The 19,681-nt window shown below is 67.6% G+C and carries 18 protein-coding genes, 1 tRNA gene and 1 other RNA gene; 8 read left to right on the top strand and 12 right to left on the bottom strand.

The window, feature by feature from the left end; all coding sequences use genetic code 11:
- A partial coding sequence (gene glnA, locus ACTHNC_RS05275; protein ID WP_440293552.1) for a type I glutamate--ammonia ligase occupies nucleotides 1–1,006 on the top strand: 1,006 nt, incomplete at its 5' end.
- An 85-nt stretch (nucleotides 1,007–1,091) separates the two neighbouring features.
- Here the strand turns inward: glnA (ACTHNC_RS05275) and ACTHNC_RS05280 are convergent.
- Together ACTHNC_RS05280 and glnA (ACTHNC_RS05285) are read right to left on the bottom strand one after the other, a co-directional pair.
- Nucleotides 1,092–4,082, bottom strand: coding sequence for a bifunctional [glutamine synthetase] adenylyltransferase/[glutamine synthetase]-adenylyl-L-tyrosine phosphorylase (locus ACTHNC_RS05280; protein ID WP_440293553.1), 2,991 nt, complete (start codon nucleotides 4,080–4,082; stop codon nucleotides 1,092–1,094).
- Between the two features lie 47 nt (nucleotides 4,083–4,129).
- Nucleotides 4,130–5,467, bottom strand: coding sequence for a type I glutamate--ammonia ligase (gene glnA, locus ACTHNC_RS05285; protein WP_440293554.1), 1,338 nt, complete (start codon nucleotides 5,465–5,467; stop codon nucleotides 4,130–4,132).
- Nucleotides 5,468–5,554: 87 nt separating this feature from the next.
- Between glnA (ACTHNC_RS05285) and panB the strand changes: the two genes are divergently transcribed.
- A complete protein-coding gene (gene panB, locus ACTHNC_RS05290; RefSeq protein ID WP_440293555.1) occupies nucleotides 5,555–6,427 on the top strand; it encodes a 3-methyl-2-oxobutanoate hydroxymethyltransferase in 873 nt (290 codons plus the stop codon).
- A 60-nt stretch (nucleotides 6,428–6,487) separates the two neighbouring features.
- Here the strand turns inward: panB and ACTHNC_RS05295 are convergent, their stop codons facing one another.
- Nucleotides 6,488–6,688 carry an SPOR domain-containing protein gene (locus ACTHNC_RS05295; RefSeq protein ID WP_440293556.1) on the bottom strand — a complete coding sequence of 67 codons (201 nt, stop codon included), beginning with the start codon at nucleotides 6,686–6,688 and terminating at the stop codon, nucleotides 6,488–6,490.
- Nucleotides 6,689–6,700: 12 nt separating this feature from the next.
- Between ACTHNC_RS05295 and map the strand changes: the two genes are divergently transcribed.
- Complete coding sequence (map, locus tag ACTHNC_RS05300) at nucleotides 6,701–7,567, top strand: type I methionyl aminopeptidase (RefSeq protein WP_440293557.1); 867 nt, start codon at nucleotides 6,701–6,703, stop codon at nucleotides 7,565–7,567.
- A gap of 17 nt (nucleotides 7,568–7,584) precedes the next feature.
- Entirely contained in the window at nucleotides 7,585–8,364 is a 780-nt protein-coding gene (ppgK, locus tag ACTHNC_RS05305; RefSeq protein WP_440293558.1) for a polyphosphate--glucose phosphotransferase, read from the top strand.
- A gap of 19 nt (nucleotides 8,365–8,383) precedes the next feature.
- Here the strand turns inward: ppgK and rnpB are convergent.
- From rnpB to ACTHNC_RS05325, 4 genes are all read right to left on the bottom strand, one after another.
- Nucleotides 8,384–8,765, bottom strand: an RNA gene (rnpB, locus tag ACTHNC_RS05310) — RNase P RNA component class A.
- Between the two features lie 50 nt (nucleotides 8,766–8,815).
- Nucleotides 8,816–9,553 carry a zinc ribbon domain-containing protein gene (locus ACTHNC_RS05315; RefSeq protein WP_440293559.1) on the bottom strand — a complete coding sequence of 246 codons (738 nt, stop codon included), beginning with the start codon at nucleotides 9,551–9,553 and terminating at the stop codon, nucleotides 8,816–8,818.
- Nucleotides 9,554–9,617: 64 nt separating this feature from the next.
- Nucleotides 9,618–10,433 carry a Nif3-like dinuclear metal center hexameric protein gene (locus ACTHNC_RS05320; protein ID WP_440293560.1) on the bottom strand — a complete coding sequence of 272 codons (816 nt, stop codon included), beginning with the start codon at nucleotides 10,431–10,433 and terminating at the stop codon, nucleotides 9,618–9,620.
- Between the two features lie 48 nt (nucleotides 10,434–10,481).
- Nucleotides 10,482–11,207 (bottom strand): hypothetical protein, encoded by a 726-nt coding sequence (locus ACTHNC_RS05325; RefSeq protein WP_440293561.1) that lies wholly within the window; start codon nucleotides 11,205–11,207, stop codon nucleotides 10,482–10,484.
- Nucleotides 11,208–11,260: 53 nt separating this feature from the next.
- On the opposite strand from ACTHNC_RS05325, the gene ACTHNC_RS05330 reads away from it, so the two are divergent.
- The 3 genes from ACTHNC_RS05330 (at nucleotide 11,261) to ACTHNC_RS05340 (ending at nucleotide 14,256) form a co-directional block, all read left to right on the top strand.
- A complete protein-coding gene (locus ACTHNC_RS05330) occupies nucleotides 11,261–12,070 on the top strand; it encodes a thymidylate synthase (protein WP_440293589.1) in 810 nt (269 codons plus the stop codon).
- The gene (locus ACTHNC_RS05335; RefSeq protein ID WP_440293562.1) at nucleotides 12,067–12,558 is read left to right on the top strand and encodes a dihydrofolate reductase; all 492 of its coding nucleotides are present in this window, start codon (nucleotides 12,067–12,069) and stop codon (nucleotides 12,556–12,558) included. The genes ACTHNC_RS05330 and ACTHNC_RS05335 overlap by 4 nt, the downstream gene beginning before the upstream one ends.
- 282 nt (nucleotides 12,559–12,840) lie before the next feature.
- A complete protein-coding gene (locus tag ACTHNC_RS05340) occupies nucleotides 12,841–14,256 on the top strand; it encodes a peptidoglycan DD-metalloendopeptidase family protein (RefSeq protein WP_440293563.1) in 1,416 nt (471 codons plus the stop codon).
- Nucleotides 14,257–14,266: 10 nt separating this feature from the next.
- On the opposite strand, the gene ACTHNC_RS05345 is transcribed toward ACTHNC_RS05340, so the two are convergent.
- The 5 genes from ACTHNC_RS05345 to ACTHNC_RS05365 form a co-directional block, all read right to left on the bottom strand.
- The gene (locus ACTHNC_RS05345) at nucleotides 14,267–14,677 is read right to left on the bottom strand and encodes a DoxX family protein (RefSeq protein WP_440293564.1); all 411 of its coding nucleotides are present in this window, start codon (nucleotides 14,675–14,677) and stop codon (nucleotides 14,267–14,269) included.
- Between the two features lie 39 nt (nucleotides 14,678–14,716).
- Entirely contained in the window at nucleotides 14,717–15,199 is a 483-nt protein-coding gene (locus tag ACTHNC_RS05350) for a GNAT family N-acetyltransferase (protein ID WP_440293565.1), read from the bottom strand.
- A 13-nt stretch (nucleotides 15,200–15,212) separates the two neighbouring features.
- On the bottom strand, nucleotides 15,213–16,145 hold the full coding sequence (locus ACTHNC_RS05355; RefSeq protein WP_440293566.1) for an alkaline phosphatase family protein: 933 nt from the start codon (nucleotides 16,143–16,145) through the stop codon (nucleotides 15,213–15,215).
- A 39-nt stretch (nucleotides 16,146–16,184) separates the two neighbouring features.
- Nucleotides 16,185–16,257 (bottom strand) — tRNA-Val (locus ACTHNC_RS05360).
- A gap of 39 nt (nucleotides 16,258–16,296) precedes the next feature.
- Nucleotides 16,297–16,764 (bottom strand): peroxiredoxin, encoded by a 468-nt coding sequence (locus tag ACTHNC_RS05365; RefSeq protein WP_440293567.1) that lies wholly within the window; start codon nucleotides 16,762–16,764, stop codon nucleotides 16,297–16,299.
- A 185-nt stretch (nucleotides 16,765–16,949) separates the two neighbouring features.
- Here ACTHNC_RS05365 and aceE point away from each other — a divergent pair, with 185 nt between their 5' ends.
- Nucleotides 16,950–19,676, top strand: coding sequence for a pyruvate dehydrogenase (acetyl-transferring), homodimeric type (aceE, locus tag ACTHNC_RS05370; protein ID WP_440293568.1), 2,727 nt, complete (start codon nucleotides 16,950–16,952; stop codon nucleotides 19,674–19,676).
- Nucleotides 19,677–19,681 lie beyond the last annotated feature (5 nt).

The following is a 19,681-nucleotide window of genomic DNA, read 5'->3' on the forward strand; positions in this document are numbered from 1 at the left end:
CGTGCGGTACGAGGTGCGTCAGAACAAGAGCTTCTACGAGGTGGACTCCTCCGAGGCGGCCTGGAACACCGGCCGCGAGGAGGAGGGCGGCAACCTCGCCAACAAGACCCCGTACAAGGGCGGCTACTTCCCCGTCTCCCCCGTCGACAAGCAGGCCGACCTGCGCGACGACATCTCCCTGAAGCTGATCGACGCGGGCCTCATCCTGGAGCGTGCGCACCACGAGGTGGGCACCGGCGGCCAGGCGGAGATCAACTACCGCTTCGACACCATGGTCCACGCCGCGGACGACATCCTGAAGTTCAAGTACATCGTCAAGAACACCGCCAACGAGTGGGGCAAGACCGCCACCTTCATGCCGAAGCCGCTCTTCGGCGACAACGGCTCGGGCATGCACACCCACCAGTCGCTGTGGAACGACGGCAAGCCGCTGTTCTACGACGAGGCCGGCTACGGCGGCCTGTCGGACATCGCGCGCTGGTACATCGGCGGTCTCCTCAAGCACGCCCCGGCGGTGCTGGCCTTCACGAACCCGACGGTGAACTCCTTCCACCGTCTGGTCCCCGGATTCGAGGCCCCGGTCAACCTGGTCTACTCGGCCGGCAACCGCTCGGCGTCGATCCGCATCCCGATCACCGGCTCCAACCCGAAGGCCAAGCGCATCGAGTTCCGCGCACCCGACGCGTCCGGCAACCCGTACCTCGCCTTCGCCGCGCAGCTGATGGCGGGCCTCGACGGCATCAAGAACCGCATCGAGCCGCACGAGCCGGTCGACAAGGACCTCTACGAGCTGCCGCCCGAGGAGGCGAAGGCCATCCCGCAGGTGCCGGGAACCCTGGATGCCGTGCTCGACGCCCTGGAGGCCGACCACGACTTCCTCACCGCCGGCAACGTGTTCACGCCCGAGCTCATCGAGACCTGGATCGACTACAAGCGCGAGAAGGAGATCAAGCCGCTCGCGCAGCGTCCGCACCCGTTCGAGTTCGAGCTGTACTACGGAGTCTGAGCCCTCAGGCGCAATCGGAAGCGGGCCGTCCTTCAGGGGCGGCCCGCTTCGTCGTCTAGACCCATGTGGTTGTGCTTCGACGAGCTCAGGAGTCGTAGAAGTTGCGCTCGAACACCGCTCGCGCCCGCCTGGTGACCGCGAGGTACTCCTCCTCGAGGGCGCTCGCCGATCCCCGCGGGTAGCCGAGCAGCCGGGCGACGCCGTCCAAAGCCTTGCGCTCGGAGGGCAGCAGGTCCGAGGTCTTGTTCGTCCACAACGTGACGGCGCTGCGCGCGCGGGAGGCGAGCATCCACGCCTCGCGCAGGCGTTCGGCATCCGCCTGTTCCAGAAGTCCGAGGTCGACGCAGGCAGTGAGGGCGTCGAGCGTGGAGGTGGTGCGCAGAGCGGGCGAGGATGCGGCGTGCTGGAGCTGCTGAAGCTGAACGAGCCACTCCACGTCGCTGAGCGAGCCTCGGCCCAGCTTGAGGTGTCTTGCCGGGTCGGCGCCCTGCGGTAGGCGCTCGTTCTCCACCCGCGCCTTGATGCGCTTGACCTCGCGCACGTCGCGCTCTGAGATGGAGGACGGGTAGCGCACCGAGTCGGCGAGCCGTTCGAAGTCGGCGAGCAGGCCACCGTCGCCCGCGATGCCCCGCGCCCGCAGCAGGGCCTGCGCCTCCCAGGTGAGGGACCACCGCTGATAGTAGGCGCGGTAGGAGTCCAGCGAACGGGCGGGCGTGCCGTTCTTCCCCTCCGGGCGCAGGTCCAGATCGAGCTCGAAGGGCAGGCGAGCGTCGTCGGTGAGCCGGTTCAGCTCGGAGACGATCGACAGGGCCGCCGGATGCACGGCCTCGGTCTCCACTCCGTCGTGCGGGCGGAAGACGTAGACGACGTCCGCGTCGGAGCCGAAACCCAGCTCCCTGCCGCCGAAGCGCCCCATCGCGATCACCGCGAACTCCATGGGCGCCGGTGCCTCGGCACGGATCGCCGAGAGGATGCCGGTGATCGTCACCTCGGTGATGTCGGTGAGTCCGGCGGCCAGCTCCGTGACGTTCGCGACGCCGAGGATGCCGGCGAACGCGAGTCTCAACACCTCCCTGCGCCGAACGGCGCGGATCGCCCTCGCCGCCGCGTCCGGCGTCTCGTGGCGGTCGAGGATGGCCGCGACCTCGTCGTCGAGCGCGGCGCGCGGCCTGGCGCGAAGGTCCGCGTCGTCGTCGAGCCATGCGACGCTCTCCGGGATGAGCCCGAGCAGCTCGCCGGCGAACCGGGACCCCGAGAGCACGCGGGTCAACCGCTCGGCCGCACCGGACGAGTCGCGGAGCATCCGCAGGAACCAATGCGTACCGCCGAGATCCTCGCTCAGCCGCCGGAACGTGAGCAGCCCGTAGTCGGGGTCGGCGCCGTCGGCGAACCACTGCAGCATGACCGGAAGCAGGGTGCGCTGGATGGCCGCGCGCCGCGAGACGCCCGACGTCAACGCGGCGATGTGCTGCAGCGCCCCCTGCGGGTCGACGAAGCCGATGGCGGCGAGGCGAGCCTGAGCCTGCTCGCTGGTCAGGGCCTGCTCTCCGGTGAGCGCGCCTTCGTCCCCTGGCAGTGCCGCCACCGCCGCGAGCAGCGGGCGGTAGAACAAACGCTCATGGAGCCCGCGCACCCGGCGCTTCACGGCGGCCCAGACATCCGTCAGCTCGTCGGCTCCGGCGGCCAGGCCCGTCGCTCTGGCGAGCACACGCAAACGGTGCTCGTCGCGCGGCATGAGATGGGTGCGGCGGAGCTCGGAGAGCTGGATGCGATGCTCGAGCAGGCGCAGTACCCGGTAGTCGCGCGCGAACTCGGCGGCCTCTGCCCGACCGATGTAGCCCGCGGCGGCGAGGGCCGCGAGGGCGGGCAGCGTTCCAGCGACCCGCACCGTGGGATCGGTATGCCCATGCACGAGCTGCAGCAGTTGCACCGTGAACTCGATGTCACGCAATCCGCCCGGCCCGAGCTTCAGCTGCCTGTCCACTTCGTCGGCAGGGATGTTCGCTGTCACGCGCTCGCGCATGCGCTGCACGGACTCGACGAAGTTCTCCCGTTCCGCGCTCGACCAGACGAACGGGGCGAGCGCATCCGTGTACCGGCGTCCGAGGGCCGGATCTCCGGCGATCGGCCGCGCCTTGAGCTGAGCCTGGAACTCCCAGCCCTGCGCCCAGCGGTCGTAGTACGCGAGATGGGATTCGAGGGTGCGCACCAGCGCGCCGTCCTTGCCCTCGGGGCGCAGATTCGCGTCCACCTCCCACAGCGGCGGCTCGATCGCGAACTCGTCGATCCCCCGCATGGTCAAGGTCGCGAGCCTGGTACCGACGTCGACCGCCCTCGCGGACGACACGCCCGCCGCCTCGTCCCCCTCGACCACGAAGATGACATCGACGTCGCTCAGGTAGTTGAGCTCCTCGGCCCCGGTCTTGCCCATGCCGATCACGGCCAGTTTCGTTCCCGCGACGTCGGCGGCCGGGAAGGTTCCCGGCCCTGTGCCGCTCGCGGTCGCACGTGCGACGGCCAGCGACGCGTCGAGGGCGGCGCCGGCGAGTGCGGCGAGCGTGCGAGCTATCGCGGCGATGCCGTCGACCGGGTCGCTCTGCTGCAGGTCGAAGGCCGCGATCTCTGTGAGCCGAGTGCGGTAGCGGGCGCGCAGGGCGATCCAGGCATCCTCCCCCGCGATGGAGGCGACGCCGTCCCGTGCGCCGACCGATTCCAGCAGGTCCTGGCGCAGGTCCGACTCGGTCGGCAGACTTTCCAGCGGCCGCGCGAACACGCCGAGGGCTTCCGGCCGACGCATCAGGAACTCGGCGAGCCCGCTGGAGGCTCCGATGACCTGCAGAAGCCGGTGGACGGCATCGGGGTCGGCGAACAACCCTGCGGTCTCGTCCGGCCGGCGACGCAGCAGGGCGAGCATCCTCTCGAGCGCGGCGTCCGGGTCGGCCACGTCGACGACGAGCTCGATGAACCGCTGAGGCGGCGGACCGCCGAGGGCGGCCAGCTCATCCAGGCGGGAGCGGGCGTCAGAAAGCCCCACGAAGCCCGCCCTGGCCAGAGCGGTCAACGTGATCGGCGGCATCTGTATGGATTCCTGCGTGGTGAACGGGCTCGAGGGATGCCGGTCGATCAGAGGATCTCGAGGTTCGTGCGCAGCTCGTACGGCGTGACCTGGGCGCGGTACTCGCGGAAGTCGCGCTGCTTGTTGGCGAGCACGTAGTTGAAGACCTGCTCCCCCAGCGTCTCTGCGACGAGCTCCGACTCCTCCATGCGCTGCACCGCCTGGTCGAGGCTCGACGGCAGCGCGTGGTAGCCCAACGCGCGCCGTTCAGCGTCGCTCAGCGCCCACACGTCGTCCTCCGCCTCGGGCGGAAGCTCGTACTCCTGCTCGATTCCCTTGAGGCCGGCCGCCAGGAGCAGCGAGAACGCGAGATACGGGTTCGCCGCGGAGTCGATTCCGCGGTACTCCACCCGAGCGCTCTGTCCCTTGCTCGGCTTGTAGAGCGGAACGCGCACCAGGGCCGAACGGTTGTTGTGGCCCCAGCACACGTAGCTGGGTGCCTCGTCACCACCCCACAACCGCTTGTACGAGTTGACGAACTGGTTGGTCACCGCCGTGATCTCCGGTGCGTGCTGCAGTACACCGGCGATGAACTGCCTCGCCACCTTGGAGAGCTGATACTCCGCACCCGGTGCGAAGAACGCGTTCGTGTCGCCCTCGAACAGCGACAGGTGCGTGTGCATGCCGCTTCCCGGATGCCCGGTGAGCGGCTTCGGCATGAATGTCGCGTACACGCCCTGCTCGATCGCCACCTCTTTGATCACCGTGCGGAACGTCATGATGTTGTCGGCCGTGGTGAGCGCGTCCGCGTAGCGCAGATCGATCTCGTTCTGCCCGGGGCCGACCTCGTGGTGGCTGAACTCCACCGAGATCCCGAGGTCTTCGAGCATCCGTACCGACCGTCGACGGAAGTCGTGCGCCGTGCCGCCCGGCACGTTGTCGAAGTATCCGGCGGAGTCGACCGGCTCGGGGCCGCTCTCGCCGAACTTCGACGACTTCAGCAGGTAGAACTCGATCTCGGGATGCGTGTAGAACGTGAACCCACGCTCCGCCGCCTTCTCGAGCGTGCGCTTGAGCACGTTGCGGGGATCCGCTACGGCCGGCTCGCCGTCCGGCGTGGTGATGTCGCAGAACATGCGGGCGGTGGGGTCGACCTCGCCGCGCCACGGCAGGATCTGGAAGGTCGTGGGATCCGGATGCGCGAGCAGGTCGGACTCGAAGGTACGTGTGAGACCCTCGATCGCCGAACCGTCGAAGCCGAGCCCCTCCGTGAAGGCGCCCTCCACCTCGGCCGGCGCGATCGCCACGGACTTCAGTGTGCCGACGACATCGGTGAACCACAGGCGGATGAACTTCACGCCGCGTTCCTCGATGGTACGGAGCACGAAGTCGCGCTGCTTGTCCATGAAGATCCCTTTCCTCGCGCTCGCGGTCGGTGACGGTGGGACGGATCCAGATTATCTGGTAGTAGCGGCGTGGATAGACTGACCGCCATGGCTGAGCAGGCAAGCGAACCGTCGTCCAACGCTGCCGAGGAGCGGCCGTATGGCGGCGCTTCTGAAGGCGGGCCGCGTCGGGTGCGCACGAGGCACTTCCAGAACGCGAAGGCCAGCGGGATCAAGATCACCGGGCTCACGAGCTATGACATGCTGAGCGCGCAGATCTTCGACGAGGCGGGCATCGACTTTCTCCTGGTCGGCGACTCCGCGGGCAACAACGTCTTCGGTTACGACACCACCCTTCCGGTGCGCGTCGACGACCTCATTCCGCTCACCCGTGCCGTCGCGCACGCCGTTCGCCGTGCCTTCGTGGTGGCCGACATGCCGTTCGGGTCATACGAGACCGACGTGCAAGACGCGCTGCACACCGCCGTGCGCTTCATGAAGGAGACCGGAGCGCACGCGGTCAAGCTCGAGGGCGGTCGGCGAAGCGCTAAGCAGATCCGCCGCATCGTCGACGCGGGCATCCCTGTGATGGCCCACATCGGCTACACGCCGCAGAGCGAGCACCAGCTCGGTGGTCACATCATCCAGGGGCGCGGCGAGTCGGGTGTCGAGGCGCTGCTCGCCGACGCCCATGCCGTCGAAGAGGCGGGAGCCTTCGCTGTGGTGCTGGAGATGGTGCCGGCGGATGCCGCGGCGCAGGTCACGAAGGAGCTCGGTATCCCGACCATCGGCGTGGGTGCCGGGCCCGACGTCGACGGACAGCTGCTGGTCTGGACGGACTGGGCCGGGTTCACGACGGGTCGGGTTCCGCGCTTCGTGCGCCAGTACGCCGACCTCAAGGGCGTTCTAGGCGACGCGGCGCGACGGTACCGCGACGATGTCGAACAGGGCGAGTACCCGGGGCCCGAACACAGCTACTGAGTCGTCGGCGCCCTCAAGCGCCCGCCCGAGCGGGCGATCAGCCGGTCAGCGCCCGGAGCTTCAGTTGCCCTCTGCGGCGTCTTCGTCTGCCCAGCGCTGGCTGTTCTCGCGGATCTTGTCCCACGCGTGTTCGGCGCCCTCGCGGGTGTCGAACGGCCCCAGCCTATCGGGCAGCGGCGACTTGAGGCCCTGCTCGACCTGACCGGTCTTGGTGTTGTACCAGAACTTGTGCACCATGTCGTCGTCGTACGCCTCGGCCATAGGGTTGATCTTATGCCCAAGGACTCCTCTGGCCACCTGATACCTGGTCGCGTCTCGCCCCGTCGACCGGTTCCCGCTTCCATTCCCCGTCCGGAATACGTCGGCCGTCCCAGCCCTGCCCGAGACGACCGCGGCGACGTCTATCCGGCGGAGGAGATCGAGCTGATCCGCGAGTCCGGCCGGATCGCCGCGCAGGCGATCGCTCTCGTCGGCGAACACGCCAGACCGGGAGTGACGACGGAGGAACTCGACGCCGTGGCGCACGAGTTCCTTGTCGCTCAGGATGCCTATCCCTCCACACTCGGCTACCGCGGCTACCCCAAATCCAGCTGCACCTCCGTGAACGAGGTCATCTGCCACGGCATCCCCGACGACACCGTGCTCGAGGATGGCGACATCGTCAACGTCGACATCACCGCGTTCAAGAACGGGGTTCACGGCGACAGCAATCAGACCTTCATCGTCGGGCGGGCATCCGACGAGGTGACGCAGCTCGTCGAGCGCACCCGCGAGGCACTGAACCGGGGCATCAAGGCGGTGGCGCCCGGCCGGCAGGTTAACGTGATCGGCCGCGCCATCGAGTCGTACGCCAAGCGCTTCGGCTACGGCGTCGTGCGCGACTTCACCGGGCACGGCGTCGGTCGCTCATTCCACTCGGGGCTGATCATCCCGCACTACGACTCTGCACCGGCGTATGGCACCGAGATGGTGCCTGGCATGGTCTTCACGATCGAGCCGATGCTGACGCTCGGCAGCCGCGACTGGGACATGTGGGAAGACGACTGGACCGTGACCACGAAGGACAAGTCGATCACCGCTCAGTTCGAGCACACGCTCGTCGTCACGGAGCGGGGCGCCGAGATTCTGACCCTTCCTTGAGCCGGTAGATTTCCCTCATGACCTCCACGACGGCAATCGGGATCGACATCGGCGGAACGGGGATCAAGGGCGGCATCGTCGACCTGAAGTCCGGAGAGCTGGTCAGTGACCGGGTCAAGCTGGCCACGCCCAAGGGAGGCAAGCCCGACGACATCGTCGAGACCACCAGGGAGGTGCTCGAAGCTCTCGCCGGCGACGATCCGAACGCGCCCGTCGGCGTGTGCTTCCCCGCCATCGTCAAGAACGGCCGAACCATGTCGGCCGCCAACGTCTCCAAGAAGTGGGTAGGGCTCGAAGCGGAGAAGCTCTTCGAGAAGACGCTCGAGCGCGACATCCTCTTCGTCAACGATGCCGATGCCGCCGGCTACGCCGAGACGGAGTTCGGTGCGGCGAAGGATGTCGACGGCCTCGTCATCCTGACCACCCTGGGAACCGGTATCGGCTCGGCCCTGATCTATGACGGCGTGCTGGTTCCGAATGCCGAGCTCGGGCACCTCGAGATCGGCGGCCACGACGCGGAGAGTCGCGCCGCGTACTCGGCGAAGGAGCGCGAGGACCTCGACTGGGCGCACTGGAGCAAGCGGCTCACCAAGTACTACCGCACCGTCGAGTTCCTCTTCTCCCCCGACCTCTTCGTGGTGGGTGGCGGTGTCTCCAAGCACTGGGACGAGTTCGGCGATCAGATCGACATCGACACGAAGATCGTGCCCGCCGTACACCGCAACAACGCAGGCATCCTGGGCGCCGCGGCGCTCGCCTCGCGCGGCCATCACAAGCGGCCGGTCGCCACGGCCTGAGCGGCACCGTCGACGAGGGGGAACGGGCCGGCTGATACGCCGGGTTCTGTCCGGACGCAGGCGCTCGCGCGGTGCATCCTGGACGGCCATCTATCTCGGAGCCGCGTTGCCGCGACCCTCTAGCGGTCTACCCGGGAACGAGACGAGCAGCCTCATGGTTCCCTGTCTGACCTTGCTCCGGACGAGGTTTGCCGAGCCGGCCGGGTCACCCCGGTCGCTGGTGGTCTCTTACACCGCCGTTTCACCCTTACTCTCGCTTTCGCGAGGGCGGTCTGTTTTCTGTGGCACTGTCTCGCGGGTCACCCCGGGTGGGCGTTACCCACCGTCCTGCTCTGCGGAGCCCGGACGTTCCTCGGCGGCACCCGTCAGACGGATGCCGACGCGACCGTCTTGCCGGCCCGTTCGCACTCCAGAGTAGTGGACGACGGGCATCCGATCGGTCCGGGTGCGATCAGGAGTTCTCGTCACGGATGAGGATGGCTCCGCTGTCGGGGCAGAGCACCACCTCGTCGTCCGCCGCCGAGCGCACATCGGCCAGGTCTGACGGCGAGAGCTTCATGTTCGACGCGAGCGACACGCCTCCCACGAGCCGAGCCGCGCCGATGCCGTAGCGGTCGCGCTGCTTCTCATAGAGTGCGACGAGCTCGGCGGGAAGGCCGGATGCGATCGCCGCGCGGTCGGCCGCGGCATCCGATCGCTTGCGCTCCCAGGTCTCGACCTCTGCGGCGCGCTCGATCTCGAGCTGCGACACCTTCGCCCCGATCTCGGCGCCCTCCGCATCGATTCCTGCGAGCTGCGCTTCGAGCGTCTCGATGCGTTCCATGATCGCCAGCTCGATGTCTTCGAGATCGCTCCGACGCTTGCGCAGCGACTGCAGCTCGGCCTCGAGAGCGGCGACGTCCTTCACCGAGGCGGTGTGCTGAACCCGTTCGGAGTCCCGCGCCATGCGGGCCTCGACGACCTCGACATCCGATTCCAGCCGGGAGAGCTCCGCCCGGGCGTCCTCGAGTTCTCCGGTCACCCCGAGTCTGCGCCCACGGATTTCTGCCGCCTGTGGTTCGAGCTCGGCGAGCTGCTTCGCCTGCGATGGGTTCGCGATCGAGCGCGTCGCCTGCGCGATCGAGGTGTCGAGCTCCTGCACCCGCAGCAGCTCGCGTTGGTCGCGTGGATCAGCCTTCACAGCACTCATCTCGTCGTGGTCTACCGGGTATTGATCTGCTCTACGTTATTGCACGGTGTTCGCCGCTCGGGCGTCACTGCACGACCGCGAAGTCCCACGGATCGGTCCGCAGCTCGCTGACCACGACATCCAGTCCTGGCAGCGCCTCGCGCAGCTGCGCGGCCGCTACGTCGAGCCAGAGCCATTCCGCCGCCCAGTGCGACACGTCGATCAGCGCGGGCCCGCCCGCAACACGGGCCTGCTCGATCGCCTCGGACGCCGGATGGTGCCGAAGGTCGGAGGTGATGTAGACGTCCGCCCCGCGCACCGCCGGCTCTGCGAGGAACGCGTCCCCCGCACCGCCGCACAGGGCGACCGTGGTCACCGGTCGCGCGTACTCCCCCGCGACGCGCACTCCCGTCGCGGTGGGCGGCAGGATTTCCGCGATGCTGCGTGCAAGATGCCCGAGTGTGCTGGGTTCCGGCAGCGTTCCCACCCGCCCGAGTCCTGAGGCCTCGTCCGTCCCTTCGACCAGGGGGCGAGCATCCATCAGTCCCAGCCGCGACGCGAACACGTCGGACACCCCGTCGGGCACGACGTCGGCGTTCGTGTGCGCGGTGACGAGGGCGCATCCCGCGCGGATGAGCTTCGCGACGAGCGCGCCCTTGTACCTGTCCTCGGCGACGCTGGTGACACCGCGCAACAGCAGCGGATGGTGCGCGAGCAGCAGGTCGTAACCGCCGTCGACAGCCTCCTGAACCGTGTCGGAGACGGCATCCACACTCAGCAGCATCCGGGAGACGGATGCGCGAGGGTCTCCGGTCACGAGGCCAGGCGCATCCCACTGCTCGGCCCCCGAAACCGGCCAGAGCCGCTCGACAACGGATAGGAACTCGGCGATCGTCGGCATCGTTCGAGCCTACGGCGTCGCCGGCCAAGAACAGGCGGACGACCAGGATCAGTGTGGCCGGAATCGTGTTGCGGACCGGGCCGAACGTCGCCGGGCAGACGATGACCTCGGCCGTTCGCTCGAGCCCCCGGTCAGCGAGGTGAGCCCGAGCGGGACGAACGAGAGCGCGATGCCCAGCAGTGCGGCGACGACGACCTGGATCACGTTGAGACCCATAGCGACCATGACGGCACCGAGCCCCACGACGAGCACCGAGGCACCGATGGCGAACCAGAGCCAGAACAGCCGGCTCGCTCGCCCGACCGGGGTGGCGATCGGGGTGAGCCCGTATTCATCCTCGCCGACATCCGCGTCGAGCTCCGGCTCTTCGGCTGGTTGCTCATCCGAGGGTTGGGGCTCGTTCGACGCAGACGATTCGTCCTGCGGCGATGGGCCCATGCCGGAGAGCAGTGCTTCGAGGCGCTCGATGGCGGCGAGCGTGTCTCCCGACTCGGCCTGTGCCGCGATCTCCCGCTCCGCGTCCGTGCGCGGCTCGTACGGCGGCTCCGCCGGCCGAACGGGCAGGAACAGCGATTCCTGACGGATGATCGGCAGCGAGGCCGTGAGCAGCGACACCTCGTTCTCCAGCGCGCCGGCGAGCTCGTCATCGTCGTGCAGATCGGATGCCGCATCGGGCGGCTGCGGCGCAACGAAGGAGGTCCTCCGCTTCGGCGGTCCCGGCGCCTCGGCGTCGTCGGGCTCGCTCGGGCCGGCCTCCCCCATGTCGGTCCCCATAGCGTGAGTCTATGGGGACCGATCTGGGCCGGGCGACGTACGATCTTCGTATCATGGACGCGGCGATCCCCACCCCCTACGAAGACCTGCTCCGCGATGTTCTCGAGCACGGTACGCACAAGTCGGACCGCACGGGCACCGGCACCCGCAGCGTCTTCGGACGGCAACTGCGGTTCGACCTCGCCGAAGGCTTCCCGCTGATCACGACGAAGCGCGTGCACTTCAGGTCCATCGCGTACGAGCTTCTCTGGTTCCTGCGCGGCGACTCCAACGTGCGCTGGCTCCAGGAGCACGGCGTCACCATCTGGGACGAGTGGGCGGATGCCGACGGCGACCTCGGCCCGGTGTACGGCGTTCAATGGCGTTCGTGGCCGGCGCCCGACGGGCGACACCTCGATCAGATCTCCGGGGTCCTCGAGACCCTCCGCAGCGATCCAGATTCGCGGCGGATGATCGTGTCTGCTTGGAACGTGGCGGAGATCCCGAACATGGCGCTGGCACCGTGCCACGCCCTGTTCCAGTTCTACGTGGCCGACGGCAAGCTCTCCTGCCAGCTGTATCAGCGCAGCGCCGATCTCTTCCTCGGAGTGCCGTTCAACATCGCGAGCTACGCGCTGCTCACCCATCTGGTCGCCGACCAGGTCGGACTCGACGTCGGCGAATTCGTCTGGACCGGCGGCGACTGCCACATCTATGACAATCACGTCGAGCAGGTCACCGAGCAGGTATCGCGCGAACCGTTCCCGGCGCCGCGCCTGGCGATCACGAGGCATCCGGAGAGCATCTTCGACTACCGGTTCGAGGACTTCGAGGTCATCGGATATCAGCACCACCCCGCCATTCGCGCGGCCGTGGCCGTATGACCATCGCACTGATCTGGGCGCAGGCGCACTCCGGGGTGATCGGCGCGGGCGGCGGCATCCCCTGGCGCGTGCCTGAGGACAGCAGACGATTCCGTGCGCTGACGATGAGCGGCGACGTCATCATGGGACGCAAGACGTGGGACTCGCTGCCTGCTCGTTTCCGCCCGCTTCCCGGCAGGCGGAACATCGTCGTGACCCGTGACGCGAACTGGTCGGCCGTCGGCGCCGAGCGAGCCGGTTCCGTCGATGAAGCGCTCGGCATGCTGTCTGGTGACGGCTGGATCACCGGCGGCGGCGAGATCTACGCGGAATCGATCGGGCGTGCCGATCGCCTCGAGGTGACGGAGATCGACGCCGACCTCGCCGGTGACACCCGCGCACCGGTCATCGGCGACGAGTGGATGCTTGCAAGCACCGACCCGGAGGACGGCTGGGCGACGTCGGAGACGGGACTTTGCTACCGCTTCCTCACCTATGTGCGGGAATGAGCACCGACCTCTGACGACGACCACTCAGCCGCCGGCGACGACCAAGCGGACGCGACTTGTCAGTGCTGGCGATAGGCGGAGCGGCCGAGCTGGAACGCTGCCGCGAGGCCGAGAATCAGTCCGACGATGCCGACGGTACCGATGAATCCCCAGAGCAGCGCTTCGATCATGTGTCCATTATCCCAGAAAGCATGACGCACCGTTGCCGCTCCTCGGCGACGGTGTCAGACTCGAGAAGGTCGGGCGCTCCCCGGCACGGTGGCATGCATGGATCGCGAGAAGATGACTGAGACGTCGGCGGAAAAGCCGGGGCGTCGCGCGAGCATCCGGCGGGCCGCGGTTCTCTTCGTCGTGCTCTTGACGGCATCCGCCGCCGGCATCGGCGCTGTACCCGCAGAAGGCTGTGTCAGCGGATGCTCCACGGACACGCCGACTCCCACGCCGGACCCGGGAACCAACACGCCGACGCCCACCCCCACACCGTCGGACACTCCTACGTCGAGTGCAACGCCCACGCCTACCGGAACGCCGACGCCGACGGACACTCCCACTCCGAGCGGAACCCCTACTCCCCCGCCGGCCACCTCACCGGGTGACGGTTCTACGTCGCCGCCCGACACCGACACCGCCACCCCGACACCCAGCATCGACGGCGACAGCACGCTGGCCGCTGTCGATGGTTCCGGCATCAGCGACGCCGCGATGCAGAGCCTGCAGACGGCGATCGACAAGGCGCAGGCCGCTGTCGATGCCGCGCAGTCGGTGCTCGATTCCGCGACATCGGAGTACGACGCGACCAAGACCGCATACGCGAACGCGAAGAACCTCGCGACCTCGGCCGACGCCATCGCGAAGTCCGCGGAGAGTGCGGCGAAGGCGGCTGTCGCCAAGCTCATGGTCGCTCTGCAGCAGACGCATGCGGATCAGGCCACGACGACCATCGGTGCCATCTTCGGTGATGAGGCCGCCGGTGGCGACGCCGACCTCCTCCAACGCCTCACCGCGGCCAACCAGCTGGGCAGCATGCACGGACCGCTCGACACTCTGACGAAGCGCGCGGAGTCGACCGCCAAGCGCGCCGATGCGATGAAGGCGGCGGCGGCGAAAGCGGATGCCGCGCTCGCGGCGATCCCGTTGACGCAGAAGCGAGCGGCGGAGAAGGCAGCGCAGTCCGCTGTCGACGCTGCGCAGGCATCCCTCGATGCCGCGACGGGGGCCATGATCACGGCATCGAGCAATGGGGCGGACAGCGGCTTCACCGACGACTTCACGCTCGCGCCCGGCAGCTGGGTCGATCCGGTGAAGGGGCCCATCACAGACGTGTTCGGCCCTCGTCCGTCGCAGCCGGCCGGCACTCCGGTCTTCCATCCCGGTGTGGACATCGGAGCCGGATGCATGAGCGTGATCGTGGCGGCCGCCGACGGCACCGTCAGCTACGCGGGCCCGTACAGCGGGTACGGCAATTTCATCCTGATCGATCACGGCGACGGTGTGCAGACCGCTTACGGACACATCTCGGACGGAACGATCATGGTCGCACCGGGCGACCAGGTGACGGCCGGACAACCGATCGCGCGCGTGGGCAGCACAGGCGAATCGACCGGATGTCATCTGCACATCGAGGTGAGGGTGAACGGCAACGCGATCGACCCGACGCCCTTCTTCCTGAACAGGGGCGTCGTACTCGGCTCGTCCTGACCTCTGTTCGTCAGCGCCCGAACAACAGGTCGATCAGCGTGGGGATCGCGATCGCCCCAGGACCGAACACGGCGATCACAGCTGACAATGCCAGCAGCAGCAGGTCGTACTCCGGCCCGCCCTTCTGCGCCCAGTACTTGCTGTGCCAGCGGAAGACCTGCATCCCGGTCGTGATGAGCATGAGGAGGATGACGCCGAGACCGGCCCACTGAGCGAGCACGCCAGTGGCGAACGACAGAGCGGCAGCGAGCTCCGCGATGGCGACCACCAGCGCCAGGGGCACCGGCACGCCGTCGTTCTTCGCGAACGCCCTGATGTCTTTGAGCTTCAGGATGCCCTCGCGAGCGAAGGCCACGGTCAGCAGCGCTCGCACGAGCAGAAGCACGATCGCCGCGATCAGCGGTGAGACGACGAATGTCATGAGGCCCCCTGGGGCGATCGTACCGGCACGCGGGCGGGATCAGGCGGAGGCATCCTGCTCGGAGTGCCTCAGCGCTTCGCCGATGTCGAGCGCGACATCCGTATAGTCCACTCCGGCGACGGTGTGGTGGTGGCCGGGCACCGGTTGCATTCCCCTTCCGACGTAGAAGCCCAGGCTGGTGTCGCGCGACTCCGCCCAGAGTGTCGCCGCGCCGCGGCCGCGAACGCGGTCGAGTACGCCGTCGAACAGGGCGGTGCCGACGCCGCTGCCCTGCAGCTCCGGTGACACCGCCATCTGGCGGAGCCGCCACGCCGGGCCCGGCGCCGCGAAACGCGGCGACGAAGGCATCACGCTCACGACGCAGACGACCGCTCCCGATGCATCCGTGGCCGCCAGATGGAAGGCGCCGGGTACATCGTCGTCCGGAAGGTGAAGCTCGAGGTCGATCCGGTCGCGGCGCAGCATCTCGCGGCGAAGTGCGTATGTCTCGGCCACCTCGACCTCGATAACGTTCCAGTCCATATCCGCCCTCGCCTCACTGCTTCAGGAGCGCGGTCATCGGTGTGGCGCTCGCGTCCTCAGCACTCAGGGGCGCGAGCCCCCACTCGAGTTCGATGGTCCGAAGCAGGGAGTAGTGGGTGAACGGCGCGGCTGAAACCGTGTGCACCCGAGCGGCCGAGCCGGCGAAGATGCAGGTGACCACGTTGTCGGCCTGGTCGCCCTCGTCGAAGGTGATGACGAGAAGCGAGCGCTGCCTGGTGAAAGCGGCCGACGCGAGGATGCGCGGAACGTTCGCTTGGAGCCACGCATCTCCCGTGGCGATCGAGCAGTCGTGCATGTCGTCGCACAGGTTCGGGCTGATGAAGGCGTAGTCGGGAAGCTCACCGGTCAGGTCGGCGGTGAACCGGGAATACGGGACGTCATGGGCCGCGCAGTATGCCGCGTCGCCCGTCACGCTCGGGAAGTAGAGGAACGGATTGTGCTTCACCGCATACGGGCCGCTGTTCTCACTGGTGCATGGCGCTGGCATGCTCTCGGCATACATCTTCCAGGTTCGGCCCGATTGGTCGAGCTCCTGGGCGATGTTCGGCCCGGTGTCCAGGCAGGAGCCGCCGGGAGGATTGCAATCCGTCGTGATGCCCGCCGTCGAGCCGCTGGTCAGCGCGAGATAGTTCGGCAGGCTCGGATGCGTCACCGCCGAGTACCGCGACGCGAGGGCGGAGGTCTTCGCGAGGCGGGTCAGGTACGGAGCCTCCGGGCTGCCGATGACGGACGATGCCGGCTTGTTCTCGTCGACGATGATGACCACGTGCTGAAGAGGCTCAGCGTTCGTCCGTGTACGGGTCGGCTCGGACGCTGAGCTCGGTCGCGCGGTCGAGTGCGTCGGGGTGGAGCCGGCCCCGACGCACGCACTGAGAACGAGCGCGATCGCGACCGCGCACATCGCCATGGCTGCTCGCCTCACCACGTATGCACGGTAGATCTCGTGCACCGATCGCGTAGGAAGTGGGCCCTGCCGGGATCGAACCGACGACATCCACGGTGTAAACGTGGCGCTCTACCAACTGAGCTAAAGGCCCGCGGGCTGAAAGTCTATCGAGCCGATCGTCCGCAACGAGTCAGGCTGCCTTGAGCTCCTCGAGCGCGATGCGGTAGGCGGCGAGCGTACGGGCCTCTCCGGGAGCGGTGATGAAGCTCTCGCGGATGATGCCGGCCGAGTCGATGAGGAACGTCGCGCGGTTCGCGAAACCCTTGTCTTCGAGGAAGACGCCGTACTGCTTGGCGGTGTCACCGTGCGGCCAGAAGTCGCTGAGCAGCGTGAATCGGTATCCCTCGTGCTCCGCCCAGGCGCGCAGCGTGAACTTCGAGTCGACGGAGATGCCGATGAGCTCGACTCCGTCGGCACGGAACAGCTCGAGGTTGTCACGCAGCTCGCAGAGCTCCCCGGTGCAGGTACCGGAGAACGCGAGCGGGAAGAAGACGAGAGCGACTGCGCTCCTGCCCCGGAAGTCGCTGAGACGAATGTGCTCGCCGAACTGGTTGGGCAGTTCGAAATCGGGCGCCTGGGTGTCGTTCTCCAGAGCCACCGTCTCTCCTTTCAAGCCGTGCACCCGCGACGCGCGCGCACGGTACGACAGCATAGACCGCGGGCCGCACCATGCACCGCGTCGGCTGTTCGAGATGTCCTAGGCTGGGCACGGCGCGCCGACTGTCGCAACCCGACAGAGCCTGGTGCAGCCCACGATCGATCCACACAAAGAAAGAGGTCGCGGTGACTGTCAACGACCAGGACCCGTATTCGATGAACTACATCGACTCGGACCCTGAGGAGACCGCCGAATGGCAGGAGTCCCTCGACGCGCTCGTGGCGGCGGAGGGTCGGCAGCGTGCTCGGGAGATCATGCTGAACCTGCTGAAGCGGTCGAAGGAGCTCCACCTCGGCGTGCCGATGGTTCCGACGACGGACTACATCAACACGATCGCACCCGAGAACGAGCCACACTTCCCCGGTGACGAAGAGATCGAGCGCCGGTACCGGGCCTGGATCCGCTGGAACGCGGCCATCCTGGTGCACCGTGCCCAGCGCCCGGGAATCGCCGTCGGCGGCCACATCTCCACGTACGCCTCCAGTGCAGCGCTCTACGAAGTCGGCTTCAACCACTTCTTCCGGGGCCAGGACCACCCGAGCGGCGGCGACCAGATCTTCATCCAGGGCCACGCATCCCCCGGCACCTATGCCCGCGCTTTCCTCGAGGGCCGGCTCTCTGCTGACCAGCTCGACGGCTTCCGCCAGGAGAAGTCGCACGCACCGAACGGCCTCTCGTCGTATCCGCACCCGCGGCTGATGCCGGAGTTCTGGCAGTTCCCGACCGTCTCGATGGGCCTCGGCCCGATCAACGCGATCTACCAGGCTCAGGTGAACAAGTACCTGACGAATCGCGGCATCAAGGATGCGTCCGACCAGCACGTCTGGGCGTTCCTCGGCGACGGCGAGATGGACGAGGTGGAGAGCCGCGGTCAGCTCCAGGTGGCCGCCAACGAGGGTCTCGACAACCTCACGTTCGTCATCAACGCGAACCTGCAGCGCCTCGACGGACCGGTGCGCGGCAACGGCAAGATCATTCAGGAGCTGGAGAGCTTCTTCCGCGGCGCGGGCTGGAACGTGATCAAGGTCATCTGGGGCCGCGAATGGGATGCGCTGCTGGCGCGCGACACCGAGGGCGCCCTGCTGAACGTCATGAACACGACGCCCGACGGTGACTACCAGACGTACAAGGCGGAGAACGGCGCGTACGTGCGCGAGCAGTTCTTCGGCAAGGACCCGCGGGCGCTCGAGCTCGTCAAGGACTACAGCGACGAGCAGATCTGGAATCTCAAGCGCGGCGGCCACGACTATCGCAAGGTGTACGCGGCATTCCAGGCGGCGCTCGAGCACAAGGGCCAGCCGACGGTCATCATCGCCAAGACCATCAAGGGCTACGGCCTCGGTCCGCACTTCGAGGGCCGCAACGCGACCCACCAGATGAAGAAGATGACGCTGGAGGATCTCAAAAAGTTCCGCGACTCCATGCACATCCCGATCACGGATGAGCAGCTCGCCGAGAACCCGTACCTCCCGCCGTATTACAACCCGGGCGAGAACGACGAGGCCATCCAGTACATGCTGGAGCGTCGCCGCGCGCTCGGCGGGTTCATCCCCGAGCGTCGCACGAAGTACACGCAGATCCCGCTGCCCGACGAGAACGCGTATGCGATCTCGAAGAAGGGCTCAGGAACGCAGGAGGTCGCCACGACCATGGCCTTCGTGCGCCTGCTGAAGGATCTGCTGCGGGCGAAGGACTTCGGGCACCGCATCGTGCCGATCATCCCCGACGAGGCCCGCACGTTCGGCATCGACGCCTTCTTCCCGAACGCGAAAATCTACAACCCGAACGGGCAGCACTACACCTCGGTCGACCGCGAGCTTCTCCTGTCGTACAAGGAGAGCGCTCAGGGCCAGATCATCCACGTCGGAATCAACGAGGCCGGTGCGATGGCGGCGTTCACGAACGTCGGAACGTCCTACTCCACGCACGGCGAACCGCTGATCCCGATCTACGTGTTCTACTCGATGTTCGGTTTCCAGCGAACCGGCGACGCGATGTGGGCGGCAGGCGACCAGATGGCACGAGGCTTCATCATGGGCGCAACGGCCGGGCGCACGACGCTCACCGGTGAGGGCCTGCAGCACGCGGACGGTCACTCGCCGATGCTGGCGGCCACGAACCCGGCGGTGGTCACCTATGACCCGGCATACGGCTACGAGATCGGCCACATCGTGCGCAGCGGCATCGAGCGCATGTACGGCGGCAACCACCCCGACCCGAACGTCATGTACTACCTCACGGTGTACAACGAGCCGATGGTGCAGCCGGCCGAGCCGGAGAACCTCGACGTCGAGGGCGTCGTCCGCGGCATCTACAAGCTGAACAGCGCGGAGGGCGACGGTCCTCGTGCGCAGCTCCTGGCATCCGGTGTCGCGGTGCCGTGGGCGCTCGAGGCGCAGAAGCTGCTCGCCGACGACTGGGGCGTTCGAGCGGATGTCTGGAGCGTGACGAGCTGGAACGAGTTGCGTCGCGACGGACTCGCCGCCGACGAGCACAACTTCCTGCACCCCGACGAGGAGAAGCACGTTCCCTACGTGACGACCAAGCTCGCCGACGCGCAGGGGCCGTTCATCGCCACCACGGACTACGCGCACTCCGTTCCGGATCAGATCCGTGCGTATGTGCCGGGCGAGTTCGCGACGCTCGGTGCCGATGACTTCGGGTTCTCGGACACCAGGGCCGCTGCTAGGCGATTCTTCAAGATCGACGGACCGTCCATGGTGGTACGCACGCTCGAACTGCTCGCCGCGCGCGGCGAGGTCGACCCGTCGGCACCGGCACAGGCCATCGAGCGCTACCGGCTCTACGACGTCAATGCCGGCACCACGGGAGTCGCCGGCGGCGAGAGCTAGGCAGC

It is taken from the genome of Humibacter sp. (assembly GCF_051954055.1).
Lineage (GTDB): Bacteria > Actinomycetota > Actinomycetes > Actinomycetales > Microbacteriaceae > Humibacter.